The sequence below is a fragment of the Francisella sp. Scap27 genome (assembly GCF_013394105.1).
Taxonomy (GTDB): Bacteria; Pseudomonadota; Gammaproteobacteria; order Francisellales; family Francisellaceae; genus Francisella; species Francisella adeliensis.
In genome coordinates, this window is the sequence record NZ_CP041326.1 from 1,802,393 (window position 1) to 1,825,494 (window position 23,102).

The following is a 23,102-nucleotide window of genomic DNA, read 5'->3' on the forward strand; positions in this document are numbered from 1 at the left end:
AAAAAATGGATCCTTTAACGCTCTCGATAGGTATAGGATTAATCGTTGGATTGATTTTTGTATCATTATTAGGACTATCTACAGGTGGTATGGTTGTACCAGGGTATTTCGCATTAGAAATGGGCGCTCCTGATAGAGTAATTGTTACACTAATAATATCTATTGTTATATTTGCTATAGTAAGACTTTTATCAAAATTCATGATTATTTATGGCAGAAGAAGAATTGCTATAACAGTGTTATTGTCGTTTATACTAGGAACTTTGTGTAATACTTTTTTAGCGCAACACTTAACATCAAGCTTCTATTCTGACCAAGTACAGGTTATTGGTTATATTATCCCAGGGTTAATAGCGCTATCTATAGATAGGCAGGGTTTAATAGAGACTATAGGTTCTTTACTTATAGCTTCGATAGTTATTCGCTTGTTATTAATTGTTTTAATCGGACCACAAATAGTAGGAATTTAATATGAAATCTATATACTGGCACCGCAAGTTTTTATCGCGTTACATAATTTTATTTCTTACCGTGTTTATGCTTATATCGTTGTATATTGTTGAGAAAAATCTTGTGGTTGAAACTAAAGGCTATAATCAAAAGATTGAGGCTGCAAATACCGCAAGTACAGCTTTTAAGCTAACAAAAAAGTTTTTTGTGTCAAAAGGATATCTTTGTAAGGATATAGGAGATGTTTCTTGTACTGGGCTTATTGGTCTTTCTATGACTGAGATAACCACAGATTCTGGTGATTTATATGCAAAAAGATCATCTGTTAATCCAAATATGGCCGCTATTTTTGTTCAATGGTTAAGTGAACTTAAGCTTAAGAAAGGCGATATTGTCGCCGTACAGCAGACAGGATCTTATCCAGCTTTAGATATTGCAATGTTATCAGCTATTAAAACACTTGAGCTTAAACCTCTAATTATATTTTCTGTTGGAGCATCTCAGTTTGGTGCAAATAGACCTAGCTTTACATGGCCAGATATATACAAGCATTTAGTAAATGAAGGCTTGTTTAGCTATGATGTCTTAGGGATAACTCTAGGTGGATCAAGAGATAATGGTTATGGTATGACTCCAGCAGCTATTTTAAAAATGAATGATGCGATAAAAAGAAATGGCTATGAAACTATTAATGTTCCTTATCATTACTCAACAACATCTTCTATTAAAACTAGGATGGAGATGTATAAAAAAGCCGCTGGTGATGAAAAGATACAGGCATATGTAAATGTTGGTGGTAATATGGCATCGATAGGTTTAAAGCAGCCGAAAATTATAGCAGTTGATGATAGCAAAGGTGGTAAAAAAAGTGTGAAGAATAATGTTCTTAAGCTTCCTAGCTTCCCTTCTGGTGTAACTAAGAAGTTGCCAACAGGTTATGAAAATGTACGATCTGTGGCTGTTAATTTCTTAAAAGAAGGTGTTCCTGTTATTAATATTAGGGATATTGGGTCTTCTCTAATTAAGAAGTATGGCCTTATATATAACCCAGCGTCAGTAAGCCAACCAGGTCAAGGTGCTGCATTCTCACAAAAAAATTATAATACCAAACTAGCTATAGTATTATTAATTATTGATATTTCATTAATTATCTTTATGGCTTCTATCTCAAGAAAATATCTAATTTCTTTTAAACGCAAGTAATAATTGCTTTGCAAAAAAAATCAATTTATCATTTAAGTAAATTCACTATATTCTTGTATGATAATGTTTTGTTTTTATGAATTAAATAAACTGATTTCAAAATACCTTCCGGAAGAGGAAAGGTTGAAAATTTCAAAGGCGTTCATATTTGGTGCAGATGCGCATGAAACTCAAGTGAGAAGTTCAGGAGAGCCATATTTTACACACCCTGTAGAAGTCGCCTGTATTTTAGCTGATGTTAGAATGGATGTTGACACTATAATAGCAGCATTATTACATGATGTGGTTGAGGATACTGAATATACGGCTGATGATATTACAGAAAGATTTGGTGAGAAGGTCTCTCAACTCGTTGAAGGTGTGACCAAGCTTACGCAAATTAGACATAAAAATAGAGCCGAACAACAAGCTGAAAATTTTCGTAAGATGCTTATGTCTGTAACTAAAGATGTACGAGTGATATTTATCAAGCTTGCAGATAGACTTCATAATATGCGAACACTGGCACCTCTTAAACCAGAGAAAAAGCGTAGAGTTTCTCAAGAAACACTTGATGTGTTTGCACCTATTGCTCATAGGTTAGGTATAAATACCTTAAAGGAAGCTCTTGAAACCTTAGCCTTTGAGGGTATATACCCTTATAGATACCATATTCTTGAAGAAAAGGTTAAAAAAGTAGAAAAAAATAAGGAAAAAGTTTTCTATGAAGTTAAGCAATCTTTAGTAGATAGGTTGGATGGGCTAGTTACTGAAGACAATATCAAATCTCGTAAAAAAACCTTATATAGTATCTATAATAAAATGAAGAAAAAAGGTCTTTCATTTGAAGAGATAATGGATATGTATGCTTATAAGGTTATTGTGCCATCAAGAATCGATTGTTATGTTGCTTTAGGCAAAATACATGAGCTTTATAAGCCAGTACCTCAAAGATTTAAAGATTACATAGCAACACCAAAAGCTAATGGTTATAGATCTATCCATACTGTGGTGCTAGGTCCTTATAATATTCCTCTTGAGATACAAATCAAAACTGAGCAGATGGATCGGCAGGCAGAATATGGTATTGCAGCACATTGGAGCTATAAGATTGGAGAAAAGACTGATAAGGCAATACAAAGGTGGCTTAACAAAATTTCTGACATACAAGTTTATACTGCAAGCTCTGTAGAATTTCTAGAAAATGTAAAAACAGATATGTTTAATAGTGATGTTTTTGTATTTACACCACAAGGTGAAATTGTTGAGTTACCTAAAAATTCCACATGCATAGATTTTGCGTATTTTATTCATACAGATATTGGTAATAAGTGTATAGGTGCGAAAGTTAATCGTAAATCTGTACCTTTAAATCACAGGTTGAGTCAAGGTGATAATATTGAGATCATAACTTCAGCTATAGCTGATCCAAATCCTTCTTGGTTAAAATTTGTTGAAACTGGAAGGGCGAAAACAGCTATTAAAGACTTCTTGAAAGATCAATATAAGAATATTGATTATATAAGAGGTAGAAACATTGTTGAGGGTGAGTTAAGGCTTGCAGGGATAGAGCTAAGAAATATTCCAAGTGAAATTGTCGATGGAGCTTTGTTTAACTATGAAGGTATAGAGACTATTAATCGTTTTTATTTAGATACAGGTTTGAGTTTGATAGACCCAAATAATTTCATAGATTTTGTTACAAGATATGTGAATGATGTACAGAATTCATATAATAATTCTGAGTCTGCTAAGGTGCAGATTCGCTATGGAGATGACCCTCGTATAGCTGACTGCTGTTTGCCTTTGCCAAATGATGAGATTACTGCTATATCAAGTGCTGAAAGCGTAGTTGAAGTTCATAGAAGTAGCTGTAACGAGCTTTATGCCTCTCTAAAATCTGAGAATGTTAATAAGATAGCGGCTGATTGGTTTGTTAATGCTACTGATGAACCTAGTTTTAGAGCACGAATTGCTATTAGTTTAAAGAACATACCTGGAGCAATAGCAAAAATAACGACAAGCTTAGCAAGAGAGGGTGTCGATATTAGAAGTTTTGATATGATTATGGTAGATAATGATCTTGCTAAGTTAGCGGCTGTAGTTGTTGTTAGAAATAGGCGAGAGTTATATTTATTACTTCGTGTGATTAGAAAGCTTGATACTTGTGTAGGTGTAGAAAGGATTTTGAATAAATAATTCCTTTTTAAAAGGATCTATATCTAAAATTATACATTTGTTCGAGCATTGAATGCGTGAAGAAGTGTTTGTTGGTCAAGATATTCAAGTTCTCCACCAAATGGAACACCAAAACCTATTCTTGAGATTTTAATATTTTTACTAATCATTTGTGATATAAAGTGAGCTGTAGTTTCCCCCTCAACTGTAGGGCTTATTGCTAATATAACCTCATCTATATCTCTAGATGATATTATTTGTTGTAAAGTATCTAATTTAAGCTCATTAGGGCCTATGCCATCAAGAGGGGATATCCTACCGTTTAATACAAAATATTTGCCTTTGAATATTCCAGCATCCTCTATAGCAATCATATCAAGAATATTTTCAATAATACATAATCTTGTATTATCTCGGCTATTACTATTACATATATCACAGGTTTCTTTTTCTGTTAAAACTTGGCATTCACGACATTTAGAAATATGTTTGGTTGCATCAAGAAGTGAGTTTGCTAATGCAATCGCAGTTTCTGGAGATTTGTCTAAAAGATGTAAAGCAAGCCTTTGAGAGGACTTTTTGCCGATAGTAGGTAGCTTTCTTAATGATTCAACTACAGCTGTAATTTTTGGTGAAAAAATTATACTCATTTTAAAACGGAAATTTAACGCCATCAGGTAAGTTTATACCTGCTTCTTCAGCCATTTTCTTCATATCTGGAGAAGATGTGTTTTCCTCTACTTTTTTAACTGCACCATTTACAGCAGCAGCTATTAAGTCTTCTAGCATTTCTTTATCTTCACTCATTAAAGAATCATCGATGTTTACAGATTTCACGTCATATTTACCAGTCATCGTAATTTTAACTAGTCCAGCACCAGCTTCACCAGTAACTTCTAAGCTATCTTTTTGTTCTTGAGCTTGTTTCATTTGTTCTTGCATTTTTTGAGCTTGTTGCATCAATTTAGACATATCAAAATTCATTGTTTAATCCTTGTTTTTTATTTAAGACTTTTGTTTAAGCACTTCATATATATTATTCAATATCTGTTCACTAGCATCATTTTTCAATGCTTTTTTTGCATTATTCGAAAGGGTAGCTAGTTTGTTCGTATCTTTTACTAAAGGATTAATTATATCAAGTAGGTTATTAACATCCATTTCATTTTGTTCTAAACAAAAACTAGCATCGTGTTTCACAATATTTTGAGCGTTGAAAAACTGGTGGTTATCCGCAGCTATTGGTAGTGGAATATAGATTGCAGGTATTCCAGCTATAGCACTTTCTGAAACTGTCAAAGCACCAGCTCTACAAATTATTAAATCAGCCCACCTATAAGCTTCAGCTATATTTTCGATAAATGGTGATATCTCTTTTATGTTTGAGTCTGAAATTTCTTGGTACTTTTCTTTTGTTTTATCAAAGGTTAATGCGCCTGTTTGATGCCAAACTTTAATACTTATTCCTTCATCGGTAGCTTTAACAATAAGTTCAGGTATTATGTCATTAATTACTTTAGCTCCTTGGCTACCACCTAATATTAATAGTTTTAGCTCATTACTAAATTCTTTAGTTTCTTTGTTTAATGCTACTATATCTTTTCTTACTGGATTGCCAACAATTCTAGTTTTTTTTAGTTGTTTTTCTGTGAAGTGATTTTGAATGTCATCAATATCAAAAGCTAGGCATATTCTAGAAGCTAGTTTTGCTAATACTCTATTGGTTAAACCAATTTTTGCATTTTGTTCATGGATTATAATAGGAATACCTTTTGACTTTGCTGCTAGACAAATAGGTCCAGATGCAAACCCCCCAAAGCCAACCACAAGGTCAACTTTGATTTTTTTTAGCATTGAACGAGCTTTAATAGTATTTAATGCCAGTTTTACAGGAAAGCTTATTTTTTTCACTAAACTTTTATTCCTTATACCAGAGGACTTTATGTATTGAATATTAAATTTTTTAGGGACAATTTTAGATTCCATACTATTTGGCGTTCCAACCCAAGTAACTGTAGCACCATTTTCTGCTAGTAGTTCAGCTATTGCTATAGCAGGGTAGATATGCCCTCCAGTTCCACCAGCTGTTATAATTATATTAGTATCTTTCAAATCCATATTTTTTTATCAATTAGAGGTTATAGCAAATTAATTTTAAAGGATTTTTGTGCTATTATCTATGAGCTTATTAGAAATTACTATTTAGGAATTTTATATGTCTAAAATTAATCAAGATTGTTTGTACACAGAAACTAACGAATGGGTCTCCGTAAAGGGCGATCATGCAAGAATTGGTATTGATGATTACTCTCAAAATGAATTTGGAGAGATTGTTTTTGTTGATTTGCCAAAAATTGGTCAAGCTTATTCAAAAGAAGATGAAGTATGTGTGGTTGAGTCAGTAAAAACAGCATCAGATATTTATACTCCATTAGCAGGAGAAATTACTGCAGTAAATGATCAGCTTGAAACTAATCCTAAACTTATAAACCAATCTTGTTATGAGAGTGGTTGGCTTTTTGAGATTAAAATAGCAAATAAAGAAGAGCTAGCTACGTTGATTAAAGCTGATGATTATAAAAAGATTATTTCATAAAAAAAATACAGCACTAATAATTTGTTTATTTACCTTTTGTGCTAATACTGCTCAAGCAGAGGAGTATGTTAATTTTTGTAAAGTTTATAATCCTAAAAAAGGAATAGAATATGAAACGCATACAAAGATTACCAAAGGCTTTTGTGAATATTACTTAAAAATCTGTAACGAAAAATATAACAATAAGTGTCATGCAAAAATGAATGCTTATCAAGGGTTATATAATACCAACCCTTCCTTAGCTTTTATGCATGTTGCTTATAGAAAGGATTTTGATAAAGATTAAGTTTGAAGAATATTTAAGAAGGACCTTTTTTTATAATTTTAGTTATCTTTTATTTTACATGTAACACTGTTTAAATTACCAGATACTATGTATGTAATGTCATCTTGACCATTTGAAGGTTTAGGGCAATTAACATAATCTGAGGCACTATTACCACTAGCTTGACTAGCTTTAGACCAAGGCATGATTCTAACTTGTTCATTACTAAAGTTTATTGTACCTAAGTCTGCATACCAGCTTCGAGGTGTTACAGTGTCATTTTTATTAACTTGATAGAAAGGTATGTTTGATGAAATATCTACACTAGCATTTTTATCAACACCAGTATTTGTATCATCACTGTCATTTCCTTCAACATTAATATCAAGAGCTTTTTGCCATGCTTCTGCACCAGTCATTTCACTAGAGAAGATTAGTTTATATTGGCCTACAGGTAAGTTTTCAATCTTCCAAGCTAAGTCATATGTTGCCATAGGTTCTATCATTATATTATTTTGACGCTTAACAGCTTCACCATTTTTATTTTGTAATACTACAGAAACATTTGTTTCTTTAGAGCCGTGAGACATTATTTTCGCATTTAAGTTTAAATCCCCATTACTATCAGTAGTATACGTTTCTTTAAGATCCATTAAATGAAGCATGTTTTTTAGGTTATGATCGGCTAATTGATGAGTTATGCCTATTTCAGTAAATGGTTTGTTAGCTGTTTGGTATATTTTTAGGTCATCACTGCTATTAGCAATGCTGCCGCTAGTACTTTTAATACCAGCCATAAATTTCTCATTAAACTTGGATTTGCTAAGTTCATTAATCTTATTGGTCAAAATATTTATAATATCAGCACTAGTCATACCTTTCTCAACAGTCATTAGTTCATATTCTTGTTGTGAGTCTGGAAATATGAATAATCCAATTTTATCACCCGCAGAAAAAGAATCAGGGTTAATGTTTAGCTGACCAATTTGATCTGGGTAATTGTCATTAGGATTTACGGGTGGGTTATTTTCATCCTTACCAATCAACTTCCATGGACCATATAATTCACCAGGTTCTTGACCAGGGTTTACATACCATTTAGACTCATAAACATTTCCTTCATAGACTACGCGAATTCCACTATCTCTATATGTTTTACTAGAGTCATAGGTTGGGGTGTCACTGCTATCAGTATCCCCAGAAGATGATCCATCAGGTTTTATTATAGTGCCTGCAGGCACATCGTTAGTGAAATCAAGATCAATTAGGTTGTAGAAGCTAGCCGCGGTATCATCAACGTCCCACACTGCCATAATTACTTGATATCCTGCTCTTTGGGGCATTGTGCAAGTAAATGTTAACCCATCCATCGGTGGTTGGTTTGGAGCTACCCATGCTGGCTGAGGGTTGTAACAGTTAAGAGGAGTACTTTCAAAACTATCTCTCGTTAATAGCTTATCTGGATCCCAATTAGGCTTAGTAATATAGAACTCAAAAGTTTTTGATTTATGGTTTGCAGTAAATTGCCATTTTATGTCAAGAGGTTCTCCAGGTCTAACAGCTGTTTTAGCCCAACGAGACTGTTCTTGTTCATCAAGGGCTTCAAAACCTGTTACACCAGCACTCCCTATATTGTTGTTTAGTAAAGAAAGAGGCTCACCTGTACTACTATTGAACTGGAAGTCAGCAGCCTCCACTGACTGTGGTTCATACCTTGATCTACCGCAGTCGGTATTGTTGCCTTGTTTACACATAAAGTTTCTTGATTCTGGGCTTTCAACATAACCGTGAGAAAACGCTTGGGTTGAAGCTAACATTGCTAAACCTGTTAGTATTGTTATTTTGTTAAGTTTCATAATAGAACTCCTATTTATATTTTAAACAAAAGCAGCTAGGTACCTTAATATTCCCAACTACTAATTTCATCGTATATAATAAGAATGTAAAAACCAAATTTATTTATTTTAGAAGGTATTTTCGTTTAAAAGGGCTTAAAGCATACAAATTAATATGGAATACCTTTCATACTGTGGTATAGAAGAAGTTTTGTTTTAGTTAAAAATAATAAATATTGATTGCATGAAAATTATCTTGACAAATGGGTTTTAGGTTTTAATTTGCATAATTATATGCTATGACTATGATCTGATCTATAAGAAAAATGTTTACCGATAAGTATCAAAGACTAATTTGCAAAATTTTTAGTATCTAATATAATATCTCGGTTAATATTCAAAACTATATAAGATCTAAGCTTATGATAAAAATTACATTTCCAGATGGTTCTATGAAAGAGTTTGATAGTGGTGTTAATTCACTGCAAATAGCAAAATCAATCTCACCAGGATTAGCAAAAGTTACAGTTGCTGCTTATATTGATGATAAGCTTTGTGATGCAAAAGATGCAATTATAACTGATAGTACTTTAAAGCTAATTACTACAAAAGATGAAGAGGGACTAGAGATACTTCGTCACTCATGTGCGCATTTATTAGCTCATGCAGTAAAAGAGCTTTATCCTAGTACGGAAGTGACTATAGGCCCTGTTATTGATAATGGCTTCTTTTATGATTTTTCATTTAAAAAACCAATTGGTGAAGCAGATCTTACAACTATAGAAAAAAAGATGAAGCAATTAGCTAAAAAGGGCTCGCCTGTAAGCTATGAAACTGTATCGAAAGAAAAAGCTATCGAAATATTTAAAGCTCAAGGTGAAAACTACAAGGTTGAGATAATCGCTAGCATTCCAGATGAGAATGTAAAGATATACACACAAGATAATTTCTCAGATTTATGTAGAGGTCCGCATATTCCTAGTACTGCGGTATTAAAAGCATTTAAGCTTACTAAGTTGGCTGGTGCATATTGGCGTGGTAATTCAGATAATGAAATGCTTACTAGAATATATGGTACTTGTTGGGCTACGAAAGAAGATCTTGAAAATTACCTAACTATGCTTGAAGAAGCTGAAAAACGTGATCATCGTAAGATTGGTAAGGTTTTGGATTTATTTCATTTCCAGGAAGACTCTCCAGGGATACCATTTTGGCATGATAACGGTACTAGAATTTGGCGAGAAGTTGAAGACTATATGCGTGCTTCAAACAACAAGTATGGTTGTAGTGAAATAAGAACGCCACTAATTGCAGATTTTTCAATGTGGGAAAAGTCTGGTCATGCTGATAAGTATGCAGATAATATGTTTGCAACTAAATCAGAAAATAGAGATTTTGCAATTCGTCCAATGAATTGCCCAACTTGCGTGCAGGTTTATAACACTAAACTACATAGCTATAGAGATCTACCTGTTAGAATGGCAGAATTTGGTATAGTACATAGAAATGAGCCGTCTGGTTCGTTACATGGACTTTTACGTGTTAGAAGCTTTACTCAAGATGATGGACATGTGTTTTGTACTTCTGATCAGGTTGAAGAAGAAGTTATTATGATGGTTAAGCAGTGCTTTGAAGTCTACAGTGATTTTGGCTTTAATGATTTCTCTGTAAAGATAGCTTTACGACCTGAGCAAAGAATTGGTGAAGACGATGTTTGGGATAAGTCTGAACAAATGCTTAAAAATGCTTTAGAGGCAAATAATGTTGAGTACGATCTTTTACCAGGTGAAGGTGCTTTTTATGGCCCTAAGATTGAGTTTCATCTAAAAGATGCTATCGGCAGAAGCTGGCAGTGTGGCACGATACAGCTAGATTTCTCTATGCCTGAGAGATTAGGAGCTACTTATATTGATAAAAATGGTGACAAACAAGTTCCTGTGATGTTACATCGTGCTATAGTTGGGTCACTAGAGAGATTTATTGGAATGCTTATCGAGCATTATGCTGGAAATCTACCGTTATGGCTGGCACCTGTGCAAGTTGTTGTGGCTGGTATTAGCAATTATCAAGATGATTATTGTAAGAAAGTGCATCAAACACTTGAGAAAAGTGGCATAAGAGCTAATTTAGACTTGAGAAATGAGAAGATAGGGTTTAAAATACGAGAGCATACTCTTTCGCGTGTACCATATTTTGTAATTCTTGGTAAAAATGAAGAGGAGCAACAGATTATATCTGTAAGAAAACATAATGGCGAAACTCTAGGTCAAATGACTGTAGAGGAGTTTTGTGAGTTCTTAGATAAAGAAATTAAAAGTAAAGAATAGCAAATTTCTCAGGAGGAATATAGTTATTAAAGCAGAAAAGAAAGCACTAATTAATGATCAAATAAGAGCAAAAGAAGTGCGTCTAGTTGGAATTGAAGGGGAGCAATTAGGTATTGTTTCTCTTAACGAAGCATTAGCGTTAGCAGAAAAAGCTGGCGTTGATTTGGTTGAAATGGTAGCAAATGCTAAGCCACCAGTTTGTCGTTTGATGGACTATGGTAAATACTTATTTGATTTAGGTAAGAAAAAAGCACAAGCTAAAAAGAACCAAAAGAAGACACAGGTCAAAGAAGTAAAGCTTAGACCTGTGACTGATGTCGGGGATTACCAGGTAAAACTACGCAACCTGATAAAATTCCTAAATAACGGCGATAAAGTAAAAGTTACTCTAAGGTTTAGAGGCAGAGAGATGTCACATAAAGAATTAGGTATGGAAATGCTTAAGCGTATGGCAGCTGATGCACTAGAGCACGGAGTGGTGGAACACCAACCTAAGATGGAAGGTCGTCAGATGATAATGGTTCTAGGACCAAAGAAAAAATAACAACAATAACAGCAACAAATGCGGAGTATTTGAAAAATGCCAAAGTTAAAATCTAAGAGTGGTGCTTTAAAGCGCTTTAAAAAGACGGGCAAGGGTGGTTTTAAACATCGTTGTGCAAATCGTGCTCATATCAACACTAAAATGACAACTAAAAGAAAGCGTCATTTAAGAGGTATGAATCAAGTAGCGAAAGTTGATACAGCTAGTCTAAATCAACAAATGCCTTACGCATAGATTAACAAATTTTTAAAGTGGAGAAATAAACCATGTCAAGAGTAAAAAGAGGCGTTACGGCGCGCGCAAGACATAAGAAAGTCTTAAAACAAGCAAAAGGTTATTATGGTGCTCGTTCAAGGGTATATAGAGTAGCTAAACAAGCGGTAATTAAAGCAGGTCAATATGCTTACAGAGATCGCAAAAATAAGAAAAGAACATTTAGATCTTTATGGATTGTTCGTATTAATGCTGCAGCTAGACAACATGACATTAGCTATAGCCAATTAATTAATGGTCTTAACAAAGCTGGTGTAGAACTAGATCGTAAAGCATTAGCAGAATTAGCTGTATACAACAAAGATGCATTTGGTGCAGTTGTTGCAAAAGCAAAAGAAGCATTAGTTTAAAGAATATTTCTTAAAGAAAATCTAACAGTGAAATCTCACTATCTATTATTTATGAAAAGACTACTTTTAGTAGTCTTTTTTTGTCTTGGGCTTATATTATTTTTTATATTAGATGGTTTCAAATATTTTAACTTAAATGAGATTCAGCATATTTATTATAAAATGGTAGACTACTCGAAGCTAAATTATATTAAAGCTTTATTTATCTATATATTTTTATATATAAGTGCTGTATTTTTTTCTATACCAATAAAGCCTTTTCTTAAGATAATAGGCGGCTTGATATTTGGTTTGTGGATAGGGTTTATATCGGCATTATTTTCAGCAACAACTGGTGCAATGCTAGTATTTTTATGTGTTAAATACGGTTGGGGAAGATCTGTTGATAGTGGTAAGGTAAATTATTATTCAAAATTCAAAATCTTAGTTCAAAACCATCCTGTGAGTACTTTATTAGCATCAAGATTATTACCACTACCTTTTTTTATTCCAAACATACTAGCTGGAATCTTGCAGATTAAAAGTAGAGTGTTTTTCCTTACAACTTTAGTTGGGATTATTCCAGTTACATTTGTATATGTGTGGCTAGGTACTCATTTAGGAAAATCTTTATCTCGTGAAATTACTAACTTTATTGATTATAAGTTTGTTTTAGCATTAGGCTTGCTTGGTTTATTGGCATTATTGCCTTTAATTGGTAGAAGCTTTTTGAACAGGCAATTTAAGAAGTGATTAGAGATTTTAATAATAAATGAGTGATAGGTGTATTATTTTTTCCATTATATTTTTATTTAATAAAAATTACAGTTTTTGCTTTTTATAATTCCAAAAAAGTATTAAAATCATTAGTGTAATTATTTTAACTAACAAAAGGTTTGTGATGTCTGAAGATTTGATGATTTTTAGTGGTAATGCTTCTAAAGAATTGGCATGTGAAGTGGCAAAAGAGTTGGGAGCAACACTTGGCAATGCAACTGTCGATAAATTTAAAGATGGTGAAATTCAGGTGGTACTAAATGAAAATGTCAGAGGAAAAGATGTGTTTGTGATACAGACTACTTGTCCTCCTTCAGATAATCTTATGGAGTTAGTTCTTTTAATTGATGCATTAAAAAGATCATCAGCTGAAAGAGTTACAGCGGTGTTACCATATTTTGGTTATGCTAGACAAGATAGACGCTCAAAATCTGCAAGAGTACCTATTTCAGCTAAAGTGATAGCTAATTTACTTCAAGCTGTCGGATTAGATAGAATATTATCTGTTGATATTCATGCTGAGCAAATACAAGGATTCTTTGATATACCTTTTGATAATGCTTTTGCAACTAAGATATTCCTTGAGCATGTACGTAAAAATCCATCAAAATTTGAGAATATTAAGATTGTGTCTCCAGATATGGGTGGTGTAGTTAGAGCAAGATCTGTTGCTAAAAATTTAGGTGTAGAAATTGCTGTGGTTGATAAAAGAAGACCAAAGCCAAATGTTGCGGAAGTTATGAATATTATAGGTGATGTTGAAGGTAAGCATTGTATTTTAGTTGATGATATTATGGACACTGGTGGAACTATGTGTCAAGCAGCCAAAGCTCTTCTCGAAAAAGGAGGAGCAACTAAAATCTCAGCTTTTTGTGTACACCCTTTACTTTCAGGTGATGCTATTGAAAATATTGAAAATTCTGCGATTGATGAGCTTATAGTTACTGATTCTATAGCTCTTAAAGAAAATGCAAAAAAATGTAGCAAGATAAAAATTATATCTTTAGCTCCACTTTTAGCTCAAATTATTGAGAAAACTAACGGTGAAGAATCTGTTAGTGACATCTTCCGTACTGATGGTTTGGTTGATTAGTACTTACAAGTAATTAATTTCTACCTTGAGTTTTAGTAGTTTATTTACTACAATAGCTTAGTTAATCTAGGGTCGCATAGATTACGTAACAATAAATGTTTAAATAAAACAAGGAAATAACAATGTCAAATTTTAAATTGAAAGCGCAAAAAAGAGATGACTTAGGTACTGGTGCGAGCCGCCGCTTAAGAAAAACTGGAAGTATTCCAGCTATTATTTATGGTGGTAACAAAGAAGCTGTATCTCTAGTAATTGAGCATGATAAATTATTACACGCTACAGAAGATAAAGCGTTTTTCTCAAGTGAAATCACTTTAGATGTGGATGGTTCAGAAGAAAAAGTAATTATTAAAGCTCTTCAAAGACACCCATACAAAGTTAAGTTAGTTCATGCTGACTTTATGAGAGTATAAATCCTTTATATTTTTTAAATCTATCTATATTCTATTATTAGTACAAGTTCTTGTGCTAAAATTATTTTCATATAAATAATCAAACAGAGTGTTATGGGTACATATACCGTAATTATAGTTATAACTGTATTAATCAGTGCATCTGCATTTTTCTCAAGCTCAGAAACAGCTATGATGGCTTTAAATAAGTATAAATTAAAGCATCTTGCAAAAAATAACGACAAAGCAGCAAAGAGAAGCTTATCTTTGGTGTCTAAACCTGAAAAGTTACTTATAACGATACTAATAGGAAATACGTTTGCAAATATATTTGCAGGAACAGTTATATCTTCATATTCAGAAGATCATTTTGGAGATGTCGGGCTTTTAATATCTACGATAGTGGTAACAATGCTTGTACTTATATTTGGTGAGATTATACCTAAGTCATTTGCTGCAGTATATCCTCAAAGGCTGGCATTTCCCTTTTCATTACCATTAAAGTTTATAATGTTAGTACTATATCCAGTAACAATTATACTGAATACTATATCAACTCTTACTCTAAAAATATTTGGTATTAAGATAGAAACGGTAAATAATGAATCTTTAAATAAGGAAGAGATACATACAGTAGTACATGAATCTAATTCAAAACTTGGTGCTAAGAATAAGAATATGTTGTTGGGTGTATTAGAGCTAGATAAGATAACTGTTCAAGAAGTGATGACACATTTTAATAATATAGAATATATTGATTTAAGTAATCCAACAGATAAGATTCTATCTAGAATATCAAAGACAAAATCTATTAATTTAGTTGTGTGTGATGGTAGTATAAATAATGTTGTAGGCACGGTGAATATAAAGCAAATAAACAACCTTCTGATTTCATCGAAATCTATTACTAAAGGTAAGCTTCGTAGATTAGTTAGTCAAGCTTACTTTATTCCTGAAACAGTATCTTTACAAACACAACTGATAAATTTTCAGAAGAAGAGTAAGCGCTTTGCTATAGTTGTAGATGAATATGGTGATGTAAATGGTGTAATTACTATAGAAGATATTATGGAAGAAATTGTTGGAGAGTTTTCAGATAGGTTTGACATTCATAATAATATTAGAAAATTAGATGGTACGAGTTATCTTGTTGGAGGAAGTGCGACTCTTAGAGAGATTAATAGACACATTGGTATACAATTTAAAAGTGAGGATGCAAAAACACTTTCTGGCTTAATAATTGAAGAGATTGAAAATTTACCATCTGGTAATTGTTGCATTAGATTTGATAATACTTTATTAGAAATATTAGATATTCATGAGAATAAAATAGTCTCAATTAAGCTTAGCTTTTTATAGAATTCTTCAACTAAGAAAATATATTCTAAAATAAATATTGATACATGCTATAACTGCAATCGTTGCTCTGTTACAATTTAGATATTGAATATAAAAAAATCTGATAATGCTACAAAAAATCAGAGAAATAAAAAGAAAACTAACGAGCAGAAATTCACTTAATAACTCATATCTTAATGAGCTTGTTTCATCAATTCATCGAGCTGATATCAAGGCTACTGTATTTTCGATTTTCTGGGCAGCAGGTCCAGTAACAATTATTGCTATTTCACTGGGTTATTATTTGAGTCATGGAGTTAGAGTACCAATAGAGACAGTTTTATATTTTTCATTTTATGTATTTTTTGTAGGTCTTGTAGGTTTTGTTAGTAAATTAGTATTTGACTCTATACAGTATAGAAAAAAAGAGGCTATTCAGGAAAAGTTTTTAACTGTTATAGATGAGTCTTATAACAATCTTTTTTTATCAAAGAGGCTTAATCTTGCAAATCTTACTGATGATGTTAAAAACAATAAAATTGCTTATGATATTCTTTGTAAGTCGCACCCAACAAGTAAAGAAATTTTTTATGCCTTTGATTTACATTTTGATACAAAAATTGCTGAGTTTGTTCAAATAATTCATTTGCATAAAGAAAATGGTTTTCCAATTGATAGTCAGGCAAACCGTCATAAACTAATCAAATATTATAAAAAGATAGATACAAAGACTGACATTCCAGATATTTTGAAAATGAAATTTCTAGAAGCATTGAAGGGTGATTATGCTAGTATTAAAAAAGGTGTTGAGAGAAAGGTTGGCTTCTTAAGTAAAATTTATAATAGTTCAGGTCAACATGGGCTTTTTGATTTAGATGATGCATACCATGCAATAGCATTTTTTATTGAACTATTATCTGGTAGGAAAATCTATTATTATAAGGCTATTTCAAAGTTTGATGATGTTAAGAAAGACTATTTGTTTAAATCAATAGAGAGTTTAAGAGATAAAATCATTCAAAAATACAATCATATACAAGGAGTTCATAAACAATTATTTTTAACTGTGTCTGAGATGTTACCAAATCTAGAGTTGTGTGAAGTACTTAATATAAGTGAGGATATATCTTATAACCTAAATCTTTTAGATGAGTCATTAAAAGAGATAGGAGTTAGGTCTTTAGATAGATCTGTTAAAAAACAATTTCAACTGTCTAGATATCGCTTTCATCAAAACCTTCGCATAATAAATACACTTTTAAAGCGGTTAGACTTATTGTTAAAGCAGTGGCACTCTTTAAGTTTTGATAAAACTGAGCAAATTAATAACCATAATGTTGAGTATGAGCTAGCCTATGTTCAACTCGAAGAGAAGTCACGGATGTCTATTGCATATGATATGGCAACTTATCTTAATTATAATAATGAGTTTGAATCATCTGATGATATGATTAAATCATTTGCTCACCAGGTTGTTAAAATCATTCAAGAACCTATAAGTTTAGATCAACCATCAATACTAACAGCTATAGAGCTTTCAAGTGGCGCAAATTTAAGTAGTGTACAGCTAAATAATTCAACAAAGCAGAAACTTGATTCTACTTATAATTTATGTAAGTCTGTAAAAACAGATATCAAAGAAATTAGACAAAGGGTTAAAAAAGTGGTTATAGCTCAGTATGCTTAACTTATGTCTATAATTCTTTTATCAAGGTTGTTGGGTTGATTGCGAAACTTATGTTTTTTACATTTAAGGATTGAGCAATTTGTATAAAAATATCATCCTGTATTTCTCTAAAGTCAGCATTAAGTACATACGCAGTCATAGCATAAATTTGGATATTGACTCCTCTATCGCCAAAAGATCCTTCTGTACGGTTTCCAATTACAGTGCCTGAGGGGCATAGAGATACTAGAGTTTTCATGTTTGGATCAAGTTTTGGGTGGGACTTAAGAATTTTATAAATCTCTTCTTTAATCATAGATATGTCATCTAAATGCTTATAATCAACAGTAATGTTTTGCAAAATCCTTCTGTGAGTTCTTCTTGCAAAGTTGGTTATACAAGTATTTAAGAAAACTGAGTTTGGAATATGCATGGGGGCCGTTTCATAGCTGTCTATTTGTGTAGTAAGAGTACCAATTTTTTTAATTTTTCCTTGAAATTTTATCGATGAATTTATATCTGAAGCTACCATATCTCCCTCGGAATATTTCCGATTGAAGATAACAAATAGGCCACCAAAGAAGTTAGTTAATATAGTGCTTTGTGACAAAGTTAATCCAGCTATGGCAACACCACTAAATGCTCCTAATGCTGTAGGAGGGACTCTTAATGCTGCTAATATTAAAATAACAGATAAACATATTCCTGTTAACTCTAAAGCTTTAAATACGGCATTTATATCTCGATAGTCTTCATAACCACCTACGGTTTCTTGTTTCTTTTTTTCTATAAGCATCATTTTGCTTTTTTTAATAAATCTAAATAAGCTGATTATAATTGCAATATAAACGCAAAAATCAAAAATTTTGTCTGTATAGCTGATAACTATTTCTTTATAGTTTGGTAGTTGAACTATTACAAATAAATCAATACATGTCTTTATAAAATATACTGTAATAATAAGATAAAGTGTAAGCTTGAATGATTTTATGAAGCAAAACTTGATAGTGTTTTTATGTTTTGCTGTAAATATATGACCAATTATATATATAATGAGTCCTAGCATTAAACATATTAATAAATCTATTAGTATGATTTGGAAAGGGTGGAGATTTTGTACTCTTAATAAAATATCATTCAATGCATTCATAATTAAGCCCCTATAGATATCAGTTAGGTTTTAAGAGTTAAAATCAACAGATTTTGAATCTGGATCATCAATTACAATATTATTCATATTAGCTGTCATAGGTGGATGAGCTACGGTTGTACTTGTTGCCTTTGATGTTGTGCCAGAAGTGCTGTCAGCTGTATTAGATTTTGCTGTTTTTTGTGCGACATCACTACTATTCACTGAGGAGTTACTTTGATTATTTAAATCGTCTATATCATAGTTTACGGGAGTGTATATGATTGATGTCTTTGAGTTTTGAGGATTAGAAATACTGGAAGCAGAAAAAATATTTTTTTCAATATGTTGGTACCCTAATACACCAATAGCTACTATCAAGACCAATATTGCCAGACGGTTGAAGTAATCAAAAACCTTTAGTTTTCCATAACTAGATTTTTTATAATATAAAATGTCTAGTTTATTTAAAATAGAAATAATTTTATTTTCTTTGACCTCTAAATATTCACAGTACCTTCTAATTTGATTCTTTAGTAAGGTACTTGATGTTTCAAGTAGAGACTTACTATCGGCGTCTTCTATTAGTTTTATTGTTTCAATTGAGAGGTTTGTAGCATTAGCTACAGTATTTTGCTCAAGATCTTTAGACTCTCTAATACTTTTAATATACGATTGGAAATTAAACATGTGAAAAATTGTTATTTTAAACTTAAAGAGAATTATATAAGAAAAAGAAAGAAATTAAAATGAAGAGATTTGCGTGATTACTTAGATTTTTTCTCTTCAAGCATTTTTTCTAAGAAATGAATGTTAGTTCCACCTTCGATGAATCTTTCGTCATTAATGATCTCTTGGTGAAGAGGTATATTGGTTTTGATGCCGTTAATAACCATTTCTTCAAGAGCAGCACGCATTTTCTTCAGTGCTGTATTTCTATCGTGAGCTCTTACGATTACTTTAGCAATCATAGAGTCATAATTTGGTGGCACAGAGTAGCCAGAGTAGATATGAGAGTCTACACGTACTCTAGGGCCACCTGGAGGGTGATATACATCTATCTTACCGGCACATGGAATCATTTTCTCAGGATCTTCAGCATTTATACGACACTCTATCGCATGACCTACTATTTTGATCTCTTCTTGCTTCCAAGTTAGACCTTGACCAGCTGCTACCTTTAACTGTTCTTTAATTAAGTCAGTAGAAGTGATAGATTCAGTTACTGGATGTTCTACCTGGATTCTAGTATTCATTTCAATGAAATAAAACTCACCATTTTCAAATAAGAATTCAAAAGTACCAGCACCACGGTATTTTAAAATTTTACACGCATCTACACATCTAGCACCGATGTCTTTTCTTTGCTTTTCAGATAAACCAATTGCAGGAGCTTCCTCAATTACTTTTTGATGTCTTCTTTGAGTTGAACAATCTCTTTCAAATAAATGTACGGCATTACCTTCACCATCACCAAAAACTTGAATTTCAATATGACGAGGGTTTTCTAAGAATTTCTCCATATAAACTACATCGTTATTGAAAGCTATTCTAGCTTCACTCTTAGTTAAAGAGATTGAGCTGACTAAGTCTTCTTTTTTGCGAACGATACTCATACCACGACCACCACCACCACCAGCAGCCTTAATGATTACTGGATAACCGATTTTGTCAGCAATCTCTAAGTTAGTCTTATCATCACTTCCTAATGGTCCATCAGAGCCAGGTACACATGGTACATTAGCTTTTTTCATGTATCTGATAGCTTCTACTTTATCGCCCATTACTTCGATGCTTTCTGCACGGGGGCCAATAAATATAAAGCCGCTTTCTTCCACAGCTTTAGCGAAACCAGCATTTTCTGATAAGAAGCCATATCCAGGGTGAACAGCATCAGCATTAGTGATTTCAGCAGCTGTGATAATACTTTGGATGTTTAAATAGCTTAGGTTTGGAGCAGCAGGTCCAATACAAACAGCTTCATCAGCTAGTTTTACATGCATAAGGTCAGCATCAGCAGTTGAGTAAACAGCTACAGTTTTGATACCTAATTCTCTACATGCTCTTAAAATTCTAAGAGCAATTTCACCTCTATTGGCGATTAGTACTTTTTTAATCATGTTATATTACCTTATAAATAAAAGTTTATACTTGATTGTTAAATTGTGAATAATATTATAAAGTTTATTCAACAATAAATAGAGGTTGATCAAACTGTACTGGATCACCGTCTTTAGCTAATATCTTAACTATTTTTCCAGCTTTATCAGCTTCAATTTTATTCATTATTTTCATAGCTTCGATAATGCAAAGAGTATCGCCTTTTTTCACTTCTTGACCTGCTTTTACATAAGGGGCAGCATCTGGAGATGAGGCACCATAAAAAGTACCAACCATTGGAGATTTGATTTCTTCACCATCTACAACTTCTTCTTTAGGTGAAGCTACTGAAGGACTAGTTGTAGTTTCGCTTGAGCTTGCCACAGGTGCGGCACTAGCTATAGGTGCAGCACTAGCTACAGGTGCTGAAATTACGCTAGCAGTATTATTTTTTGTCATAAAAATACTTGAGCCACCATCTTTAACTCTGATCTCTTTGATATCGCTTGAGTTAAGTATTTCTGCTACTCTATCGATTGCTTTTAATAAATCCATTTTGTTATATACTCCTTTACTAAGTATTTTGTTTTATGTAGTTTATTGCTTCTATCAAGGCAAGCTTATAGCTATTGGCCCCAAAACCATATATACCACCATAAGCGATATCTGACAGAAGAGATCTTGTCCTAAATTCTTCTCTATTATATATATTTGAAAGATGTATTTCAATAAAAGGCTTGTTTATCGCTAAAAAAGCATCTCGGATCGCTATACTTGTATGTGTGTATGCAGCTGGATTAATAATGATAAATTTAGCGCTTGTTTGTTGGATTTTATCAATAATTTCACCTTCATGATTACTTTGGAAAAAATCTAAGGAGCAGTCAGCATCTTTACATGAGTTTTGCATCGATGATTTAATGTCTGCTAGTGAAATACTCCCATAAGTTTTAGGCTCTCTTTTGCCTAGTAGGTTTAGGTTTGGTCCATTTATAATTAAGATATCCATATTAAATATTCCTATAGCTTTTATTTGCTGTAACTTTGTAAATTTTATCGTTATCAATACAGTAGCAGCTTAGTTTTCCACCAAACACACATCCGGTATCTAAGGCAATTGAATAATCGTTATTCGTTTCACCTTTGATAGCAGCCCAATGCCCAAAGATTAATTTTTGTCCAGGTTTTAATTTTTTATGCTTTTTAGCAAACCATGGTTTATAATTTTCAGGTAAATTTTCTAAATTTGAACTATATTTGATGTTTAACTTTCCATTTTTATCAATAGTTCTCATCCTTGTGAAATAATTCAAAATACATAGCCATCTTTCTATACCTTCAAGCTCTTTATTCCATGTTATGGATTCTTCGTTAAAAAGATTAGCTAGTAGAAGCCTTCTTGTGGTGTCGTTTCGCAATACAAACTCAATTTCATTAGCTCTTTTAATCGCTTTTTTTGGTGACCATATATGAGGGATTCCAGCATGAGTAATAAAGCAGTCTTGTTCTTTAATTAGTAAATTTTGATTACAGAGCCAATCTTGAATTTGTTTTAAGTTTGATGCTTCTAAGATATTATTAAAGGTGTTTTTACTGCTGTTTGGAAGATAGTTATAGCTAATTCCTAAAAATAAGATTTCATGATTGCCGAGTACTAGCCTTGCTGAATCTCCTAAAGACATTATAAAGTTTATGGTTTTTAAAGATTCTGGACCTTTATTTATTATATCTCCTGCAAAAATAAGTTTATCTTTTGTTTTGCAAAAATCTATTTTTTTTAGTAATTGTTTTAATTCATCAAAGCAGCCTTGTACATCACCAATAACATAAGTAGCCATTTAAATCCTCTAAGTTAAAAAATTTGCTAAAGCAACAAAATCATCGACACTTAAATTTTCTGCTCTTAGTCTTGTATCTACAGGCAGTTTTTCGATATCAATATTAAGTTCTTTAAATATATCCTTTAAATTATTATGCAGAGTTTTACGCCTTTGTGCAAAGCTTTGTTTGACAATTTTTTCAAAAAACACATGATTTTTGAGTATTGGTTTGTCTGTTCTAGGTTTTAGTCTTAGAATTGCGGAGTCGACTTTAGGTTGAGGATGAAAAACTTCAGGTGGAACCTTTAAAATATTACTACATTCAAAATGGTATTGTAGTATCACAGAAATTCTTCCATACACCTTTGTGTTTGGTTTTGATGATATTCTATCAACCATCTCTTTTTGTAGCATAAAGTGAGCATCTATTATTTTGCCTTGGTGCTCAATTACCTTAAATAAGATTGGTGATGAGATGTTGTATGGTAAATTACCAACTAGCTTTAGTTTATTTTTTGAAATCTGATTAACATCAAACTTTAGGAAATCTGCATTAAATACTTTAGGAATACCATATGGTTTGCAGTTATCTAAAAGTGTATCTATTATTGAACTATCATACTCAATAACATTTACGCTATCAGATTTAAGTAGAAGATGCCTTGTTAGTGCTCCAAGACCAGGTCCAATTTCGACAACAGTATCGTCTTTTTTAATATTAGCAAGATTGACGATTTTCTGAATAATATTCTCATCTTGTAAGAAGTTTTGGCCAAGAGACTTTTTCGCTTTAGTAGTGTATTGCATG

General features: G+C 32.4%; 25 protein-coding genes. 14 read left to right on the plus strand and 11 right to left on the minus strand.

Going from position 1 to position 23,102, the window contains the following annotated elements:
* The first annotated feature begins 5 nt into the window (after positions 1 to 5).
* The 3 genes from pgsC to FLM55_RS08635 all read left to right on the plus strand — a co-directional run bounded on the left by pgsC (position 6) and on the right by FLM55_RS08635 (position 3,831).
* On the plus strand, positions 6 to 470 hold the full coding sequence (gene pgsC / locus FLM55_RS08625; RefSeq protein WP_178948889.1) for a poly-gamma-glutamate biosynthesis protein PgsC: 465 nt from the start codon (positions 6 to 8) through the stop codon (positions 468 to 470).
* Position 471: 1 nt separating this feature from the next.
* Entirely contained in the window at positions 472 to 1,653 is a 1,182-nt protein-coding gene (gene pgsW, locus FLM55_RS08630; protein WP_178948890.1) for a poly-gamma-glutamate system protein, read from the plus strand.
* A 63-nt stretch (positions 1,654 to 1,716) separates the two neighbouring features.
* A complete protein-coding gene (locus FLM55_RS08635) occupies positions 1,717 to 3,831 on the plus strand; it encodes a bifunctional (p)ppGpp synthetase/guanosine-3',5'-bis(diphosphate) 3'-pyrophosphohydrolase (protein WP_178948891.1) in 2,115 nt (704 codons plus the stop codon).
* Positions 3,832 to 3,860: 29 nt separating this feature from the next.
* Here the strand turns inward: FLM55_RS08635 and recR are convergent, their stop codons facing one another.
* The 3 genes from recR to murG are packed head-to-tail and all read right to left on the minus strand — an operon-like array spanning position 3,861 to position 5,928.
* Positions 3,861 to 4,460, minus strand: a complete 600-nt coding sequence (gene recR, locus FLM55_RS08640) for a recombination mediator RecR (RefSeq protein WP_178948892.1) — start codon at positions 4,458 to 4,460, stop codon at positions 3,861 to 3,863.
* A 1-nt stretch (position 4,461) separates the two neighbouring features.
* Positions 4,462 to 4,794 carry a YbaB/EbfC family nucleoid-associated protein gene (locus tag FLM55_RS08645; protein ID WP_112870318.1) on the minus strand — a complete coding sequence of 111 codons (333 nt, stop codon included), beginning with the start codon at positions 4,792 to 4,794 and terminating at the stop codon, positions 4,462 to 4,464.
* 21 nt (positions 4,795 to 4,815) lie between these two features.
* Positions 4,816 to 5,928, minus strand: coding sequence for an undecaprenyldiphospho-muramoylpentapeptide beta-N-acetylglucosaminyltransferase (murG, locus tag FLM55_RS08650; RefSeq protein WP_178948893.1), 1,113 nt, complete (start codon positions 5,926 to 5,928; stop codon positions 4,816 to 4,818).
* Between the two features lie 97 nt (positions 5,929 to 6,025).
* Here murG and gcvH point away from each other — a divergent pair, with 97 nt between their 5' ends.
* Complete coding sequence (gene gcvH, locus FLM55_RS08655; RefSeq protein WP_112870316.1) at positions 6,026 to 6,406, plus strand: glycine cleavage system protein GcvH; 381 nt, start codon at positions 6,026 to 6,028, stop codon at positions 6,404 to 6,406.
* Positions 6,381 to 6,692 (plus strand): hypothetical protein, encoded by a 312-nt coding sequence (locus tag FLM55_RS08660; RefSeq protein WP_178948894.1) that lies wholly within the window; start codon positions 6,381 to 6,383, stop codon positions 6,690 to 6,692. The genes gcvH and FLM55_RS08660 overlap by 26 nt, the downstream gene beginning before the upstream one ends.
* Before the next feature lie 38 nt (positions 6,693 to 6,730).
* Here FLM55_RS08660 and FLM55_RS08665 read toward each other — a convergent pair whose 3' ends face one another.
* Positions 6,731 to 8,527, minus strand: coding sequence for a lytic polysaccharide monooxygenase (locus FLM55_RS08665; RefSeq protein ID WP_178948895.1), 1,797 nt, complete (start codon positions 8,525 to 8,527; stop codon positions 6,731 to 6,733).
* A 401-nt stretch (positions 8,528 to 8,928) separates the two neighbouring features.
* Here FLM55_RS08665 and thrS point away from each other — a divergent pair, with 401 nt between their 5' ends.
* The 9 genes from thrS to FLM55_RS08710 all read left to right on the plus strand — a co-directional run bounded on the left by thrS (position 8,929) and on the right by FLM55_RS08710 (position 17,266).
* Positions 8,929 to 10,833 carry a threonine--tRNA ligase gene (gene thrS / locus FLM55_RS08670; protein ID WP_178948896.1) on the plus strand — a complete coding sequence of 635 codons (1,905 nt, stop codon included), beginning with the start codon at positions 8,929 to 8,931 and terminating at the stop codon, positions 10,831 to 10,833.
* 19 nt (positions 10,834 to 10,852) lie between these two features.
* On the plus strand, positions 10,853 to 11,377 hold the full coding sequence (gene infC, locus FLM55_RS08675; protein WP_174208890.1) for a translation initiation factor IF-3: 525 nt from the start codon (positions 10,853 to 10,855) through the stop codon (positions 11,375 to 11,377).
* Between the two features lie 36 nt (positions 11,378 to 11,413).
* Positions 11,414 to 11,611, plus strand: a complete 198-nt coding sequence (gene rpmI / locus FLM55_RS08680) for a 50S ribosomal protein L35 (protein WP_112870312.1) — start codon at positions 11,414 to 11,416, stop codon at positions 11,609 to 11,611.
* 32 nt (positions 11,612 to 11,643) lie between these two features.
* A complete protein-coding gene (rplT, locus tag FLM55_RS08685) occupies positions 11,644 to 12,000 on the plus strand; it encodes a 50S ribosomal protein L20 (RefSeq protein WP_112870311.1) in 357 nt (118 codons plus the stop codon).
* Between the two features lie 51 nt (positions 12,001 to 12,051).
* Positions 12,052 to 12,732: a TVP38/TMEM64 family protein gene (locus FLM55_RS08690; RefSeq protein ID WP_178948897.1), complete on the plus strand. Its 681-nt coding sequence runs from the start codon at positions 12,052 to 12,054 to the stop codon at positions 12,730 to 12,732.
* Positions 12,733 to 12,880: 148 nt separating this feature from the next.
* Positions 12,881 to 13,849 (plus strand): ribose-phosphate pyrophosphokinase, encoded by a 969-nt coding sequence (locus FLM55_RS08695; protein WP_112870309.1) that lies wholly within the window; start codon positions 12,881 to 12,883, stop codon positions 13,847 to 13,849.
* Positions 13,850 to 13,971: 122 nt separating this feature from the next.
* The gene (gene rplY, locus FLM55_RS08700; protein ID WP_112870308.1) at positions 13,972 to 14,262 is read left to right on the plus strand and encodes a 50S ribosomal protein L25; all 291 of its coding nucleotides are present in this window, start codon (positions 13,972 to 13,974) and stop codon (positions 14,260 to 14,262) included.
* Between the two features lie 93 nt (positions 14,263 to 14,355).
* Positions 14,356 to 15,600, plus strand: coding sequence for an HlyC/CorC family transporter (locus FLM55_RS08705; RefSeq protein WP_178948898.1), 1,245 nt, complete (start codon positions 14,356 to 14,358; stop codon positions 15,598 to 15,600).
* A 106-nt stretch (positions 15,601 to 15,706) separates the two neighbouring features.
* The gene (locus FLM55_RS08710; RefSeq protein ID WP_178948899.1) at positions 15,707 to 17,266 is read left to right on the plus strand and encodes a hypothetical protein; all 1,560 of its coding nucleotides are present in this window, start codon (positions 15,707 to 15,709) and stop codon (positions 17,264 to 17,266) included.
* A 7-nt stretch (positions 17,267 to 17,273) separates the two neighbouring features.
* Here FLM55_RS08710 and FLM55_RS08715 read toward each other — a convergent pair whose 3' ends face one another.
* The 7 genes from FLM55_RS08715 to rsmA form a co-directional block, all read right to left on the minus strand.
* Positions 17,274 to 18,395, minus strand: coding sequence for a mechanosensitive ion channel family protein (locus tag FLM55_RS08715; RefSeq protein WP_178948900.1), 1,122 nt, complete (start codon positions 18,393 to 18,395; stop codon positions 17,274 to 17,276).
* 30 nt (positions 18,396 to 18,425) lie between these two features.
* A complete protein-coding gene (locus tag FLM55_RS08720) occupies positions 18,426 to 19,064 on the minus strand; it encodes a RodZ family helix-turn-helix domain-containing protein (RefSeq protein WP_178948901.1) in 639 nt (212 codons plus the stop codon).
* Positions 19,065 to 19,141: 77 nt separating this feature from the next.
* Positions 19,142 to 20,494 carry an acetyl-CoA carboxylase biotin carboxylase subunit gene (gene accC, locus FLM55_RS08725; protein WP_178948902.1) on the minus strand — a complete coding sequence of 451 codons (1,353 nt, stop codon included), beginning with the start codon at positions 20,492 to 20,494 and terminating at the stop codon, positions 19,142 to 19,144.
* A gap of 64 nt (positions 20,495 to 20,558) precedes the next feature.
* Positions 20,559 to 21,029 (minus strand): acetyl-CoA carboxylase biotin carboxyl carrier protein, encoded by a 471-nt coding sequence (gene accB / locus FLM55_RS08730; protein ID WP_112870302.1) that lies wholly within the window; start codon positions 21,027 to 21,029, stop codon positions 20,559 to 20,561.
* A 19-nt stretch (positions 21,030 to 21,048) separates the two neighbouring features.
* The gene (aroQ, locus tag FLM55_RS08735; protein ID WP_112870301.1) at positions 21,049 to 21,483 is read right to left on the minus strand and encodes a type II 3-dehydroquinate dehydratase; all 435 of its coding nucleotides are present in this window, start codon (positions 21,481 to 21,483) and stop codon (positions 21,049 to 21,051) included.
* Between the two features lies 1 nt (position 21,484).
* Positions 21,485 to 22,312, minus strand: a complete 828-nt coding sequence (locus FLM55_RS08740) for a symmetrical bis(5'-nucleosyl)-tetraphosphatase (protein ID WP_178948903.1) — start codon at positions 22,310 to 22,312, stop codon at positions 21,485 to 21,487.
* Positions 22,313 to 22,321: 9 nt separating this feature from the next.
* Positions 22,322 to 23,101 carry a 16S rRNA (adenine(1518)-N(6)/adenine(1519)-N(6))-dimethyltransferase RsmA gene (gene rsmA / locus FLM55_RS08745; RefSeq protein WP_178948904.1) on the minus strand — a complete coding sequence of 260 codons (780 nt, stop codon included), beginning with the start codon at positions 23,099 to 23,101 and terminating at the stop codon, positions 22,322 to 22,324.
* Between the last annotated feature and the right edge of the window lies 1 nt (position 23,102).

What these genes read in the sequence shown, in the direction of transcription:
- pgsC (WP_178948889.1), top strand. Translation starts at nt 6, where the DNA reads ATGGATCCTTTAACGCTCTCGATAGGTATAGGATTAATCGTTGGATTG.
- pgsW (WP_178948890.1), top strand. Translation starts at nt 472, where the DNA reads ATGAAATCTATATACTGGCACCGCAAGTTTTTATCGCGTTACATAATT.
- FLM55_RS08635 (WP_178948891.1), top strand. Translation starts at nt 1,717, where the DNA reads ATGTTTTGTTTTTATGAATTAAATAAACTGATTTCAAAATACCTTCCG.
- recR (WP_178948892.1), bottom strand. Translation starts at nt 4,460, where the DNA reads ATGAGTATAATTTTTTCACCAAAAATTACAGCTGTAGTTGAATCATTA.
- FLM55_RS08645 (WP_112870318.1), bottom strand. Translation starts at nt 4,794, where the DNA reads ATGAATTTTGATATGTCTAAATTGATGCAACAAGCTCAAAAAATGCAA.
- murG (WP_178948893.1), bottom strand. Translation starts at nt 5,928, where the DNA reads ATGGATTTGAAAGATACTAATATAATTATAACAGCTGGTGGAACTGGA.
- gcvH (WP_112870316.1), top strand. Translation starts at nt 6,026, where the DNA reads ATGTCTAAAATTAATCAAGATTGTTTGTACACAGAAACTAACGAATGG.
- FLM55_RS08660 (WP_178948894.1), top strand. Translation starts at nt 6,381, where the DNA reads ATGATTATAAAAAGATTATTTCATAAAAAAAATACAGCACTAATAATT.
- FLM55_RS08665 (WP_178948895.1), bottom strand. Translation starts at nt 8,527, where the DNA reads ATGAAACTTAACAAAATAACAATACTAACAGGTTTAGCAATGTTAGCT.
- thrS (WP_178948896.1), top strand. Translation starts at nt 8,929, where the DNA reads ATGATAAAAATTACATTTCCAGATGGTTCTATGAAAGAGTTTGATAGT.
- rpmI (WP_112870312.1), top strand. Translation starts at nt 11,414, where the DNA reads ATGCCAAAGTTAAAATCTAAGAGTGGTGCTTTAAAGCGCTTTAAAAAG.
- rplT (WP_112870311.1), top strand. Translation starts at nt 11,644, where the DNA reads ATGTCAAGAGTAAAAAGAGGCGTTACGGCGCGCGCAAGACATAAGAAA.
- FLM55_RS08690 (WP_178948897.1), top strand. Translation starts at nt 12,052, where the DNA reads ATGAAAAGACTACTTTTAGTAGTCTTTTTTTGTCTTGGGCTTATATTA.
- FLM55_RS08695 (WP_112870309.1), top strand. Translation starts at nt 12,881, where the DNA reads ATGTCTGAAGATTTGATGATTTTTAGTGGTAATGCTTCTAAAGAATTG.
- rplY (WP_112870308.1), top strand. Translation starts at nt 13,972, where the DNA reads ATGTCAAATTTTAAATTGAAAGCGCAAAAAAGAGATGACTTAGGTACT.
- FLM55_RS08705 (WP_178948898.1), top strand. Translation starts at nt 14,356, where the DNA reads ATGGGTACATATACCGTAATTATAGTTATAACTGTATTAATCAGTGCA.
- FLM55_RS08710 (WP_178948899.1), top strand. Translation starts at nt 15,707, where the DNA reads ATGCTACAAAAAATCAGAGAAATAAAAAGAAAACTAACGAGCAGAAAT.
- FLM55_RS08715 (WP_178948900.1), bottom strand. Translation starts at nt 18,395, where the DNA reads ATGAATGCATTGAATGATATTTTATTAAGAGTACAAAATCTCCACCCT.
- FLM55_RS08720 (WP_178948901.1), bottom strand. Translation starts at nt 19,064, where the DNA reads ATGTTTAATTTCCAATCGTATATTAAAAGTATTAGAGAGTCTAAAGAT.
- accC (WP_178948902.1), bottom strand. Translation starts at nt 20,494, where the DNA reads ATGATTAAAAAAGTACTAATCGCCAATAGAGGTGAAATTGCTCTTAGA.
- accB (WP_112870302.1), bottom strand. Translation starts at nt 21,029, where the DNA reads ATGGATTTATTAAAAGCAATCGATAGAGTAGCAGAAATACTTAACTCA.
- aroQ (WP_112870301.1), bottom strand. Translation starts at nt 21,483, where the DNA reads ATGGATATCTTAATTATAAATGGACCAAACCTAAACCTACTAGGCAAA.
- FLM55_RS08740 (WP_178948903.1), bottom strand. Translation starts at nt 22,312, where the DNA reads ATGGCTACTTATGTTATTGGTGATGTACAAGGCTGCTTTGATGAATTA.
- rsmA (WP_178948904.1), bottom strand. Translation starts at nt 23,101, where the DNA reads ATGCAATACACTACTAAAGCGAAAAAGTCTCTTGGCCAAAACTTCTTA.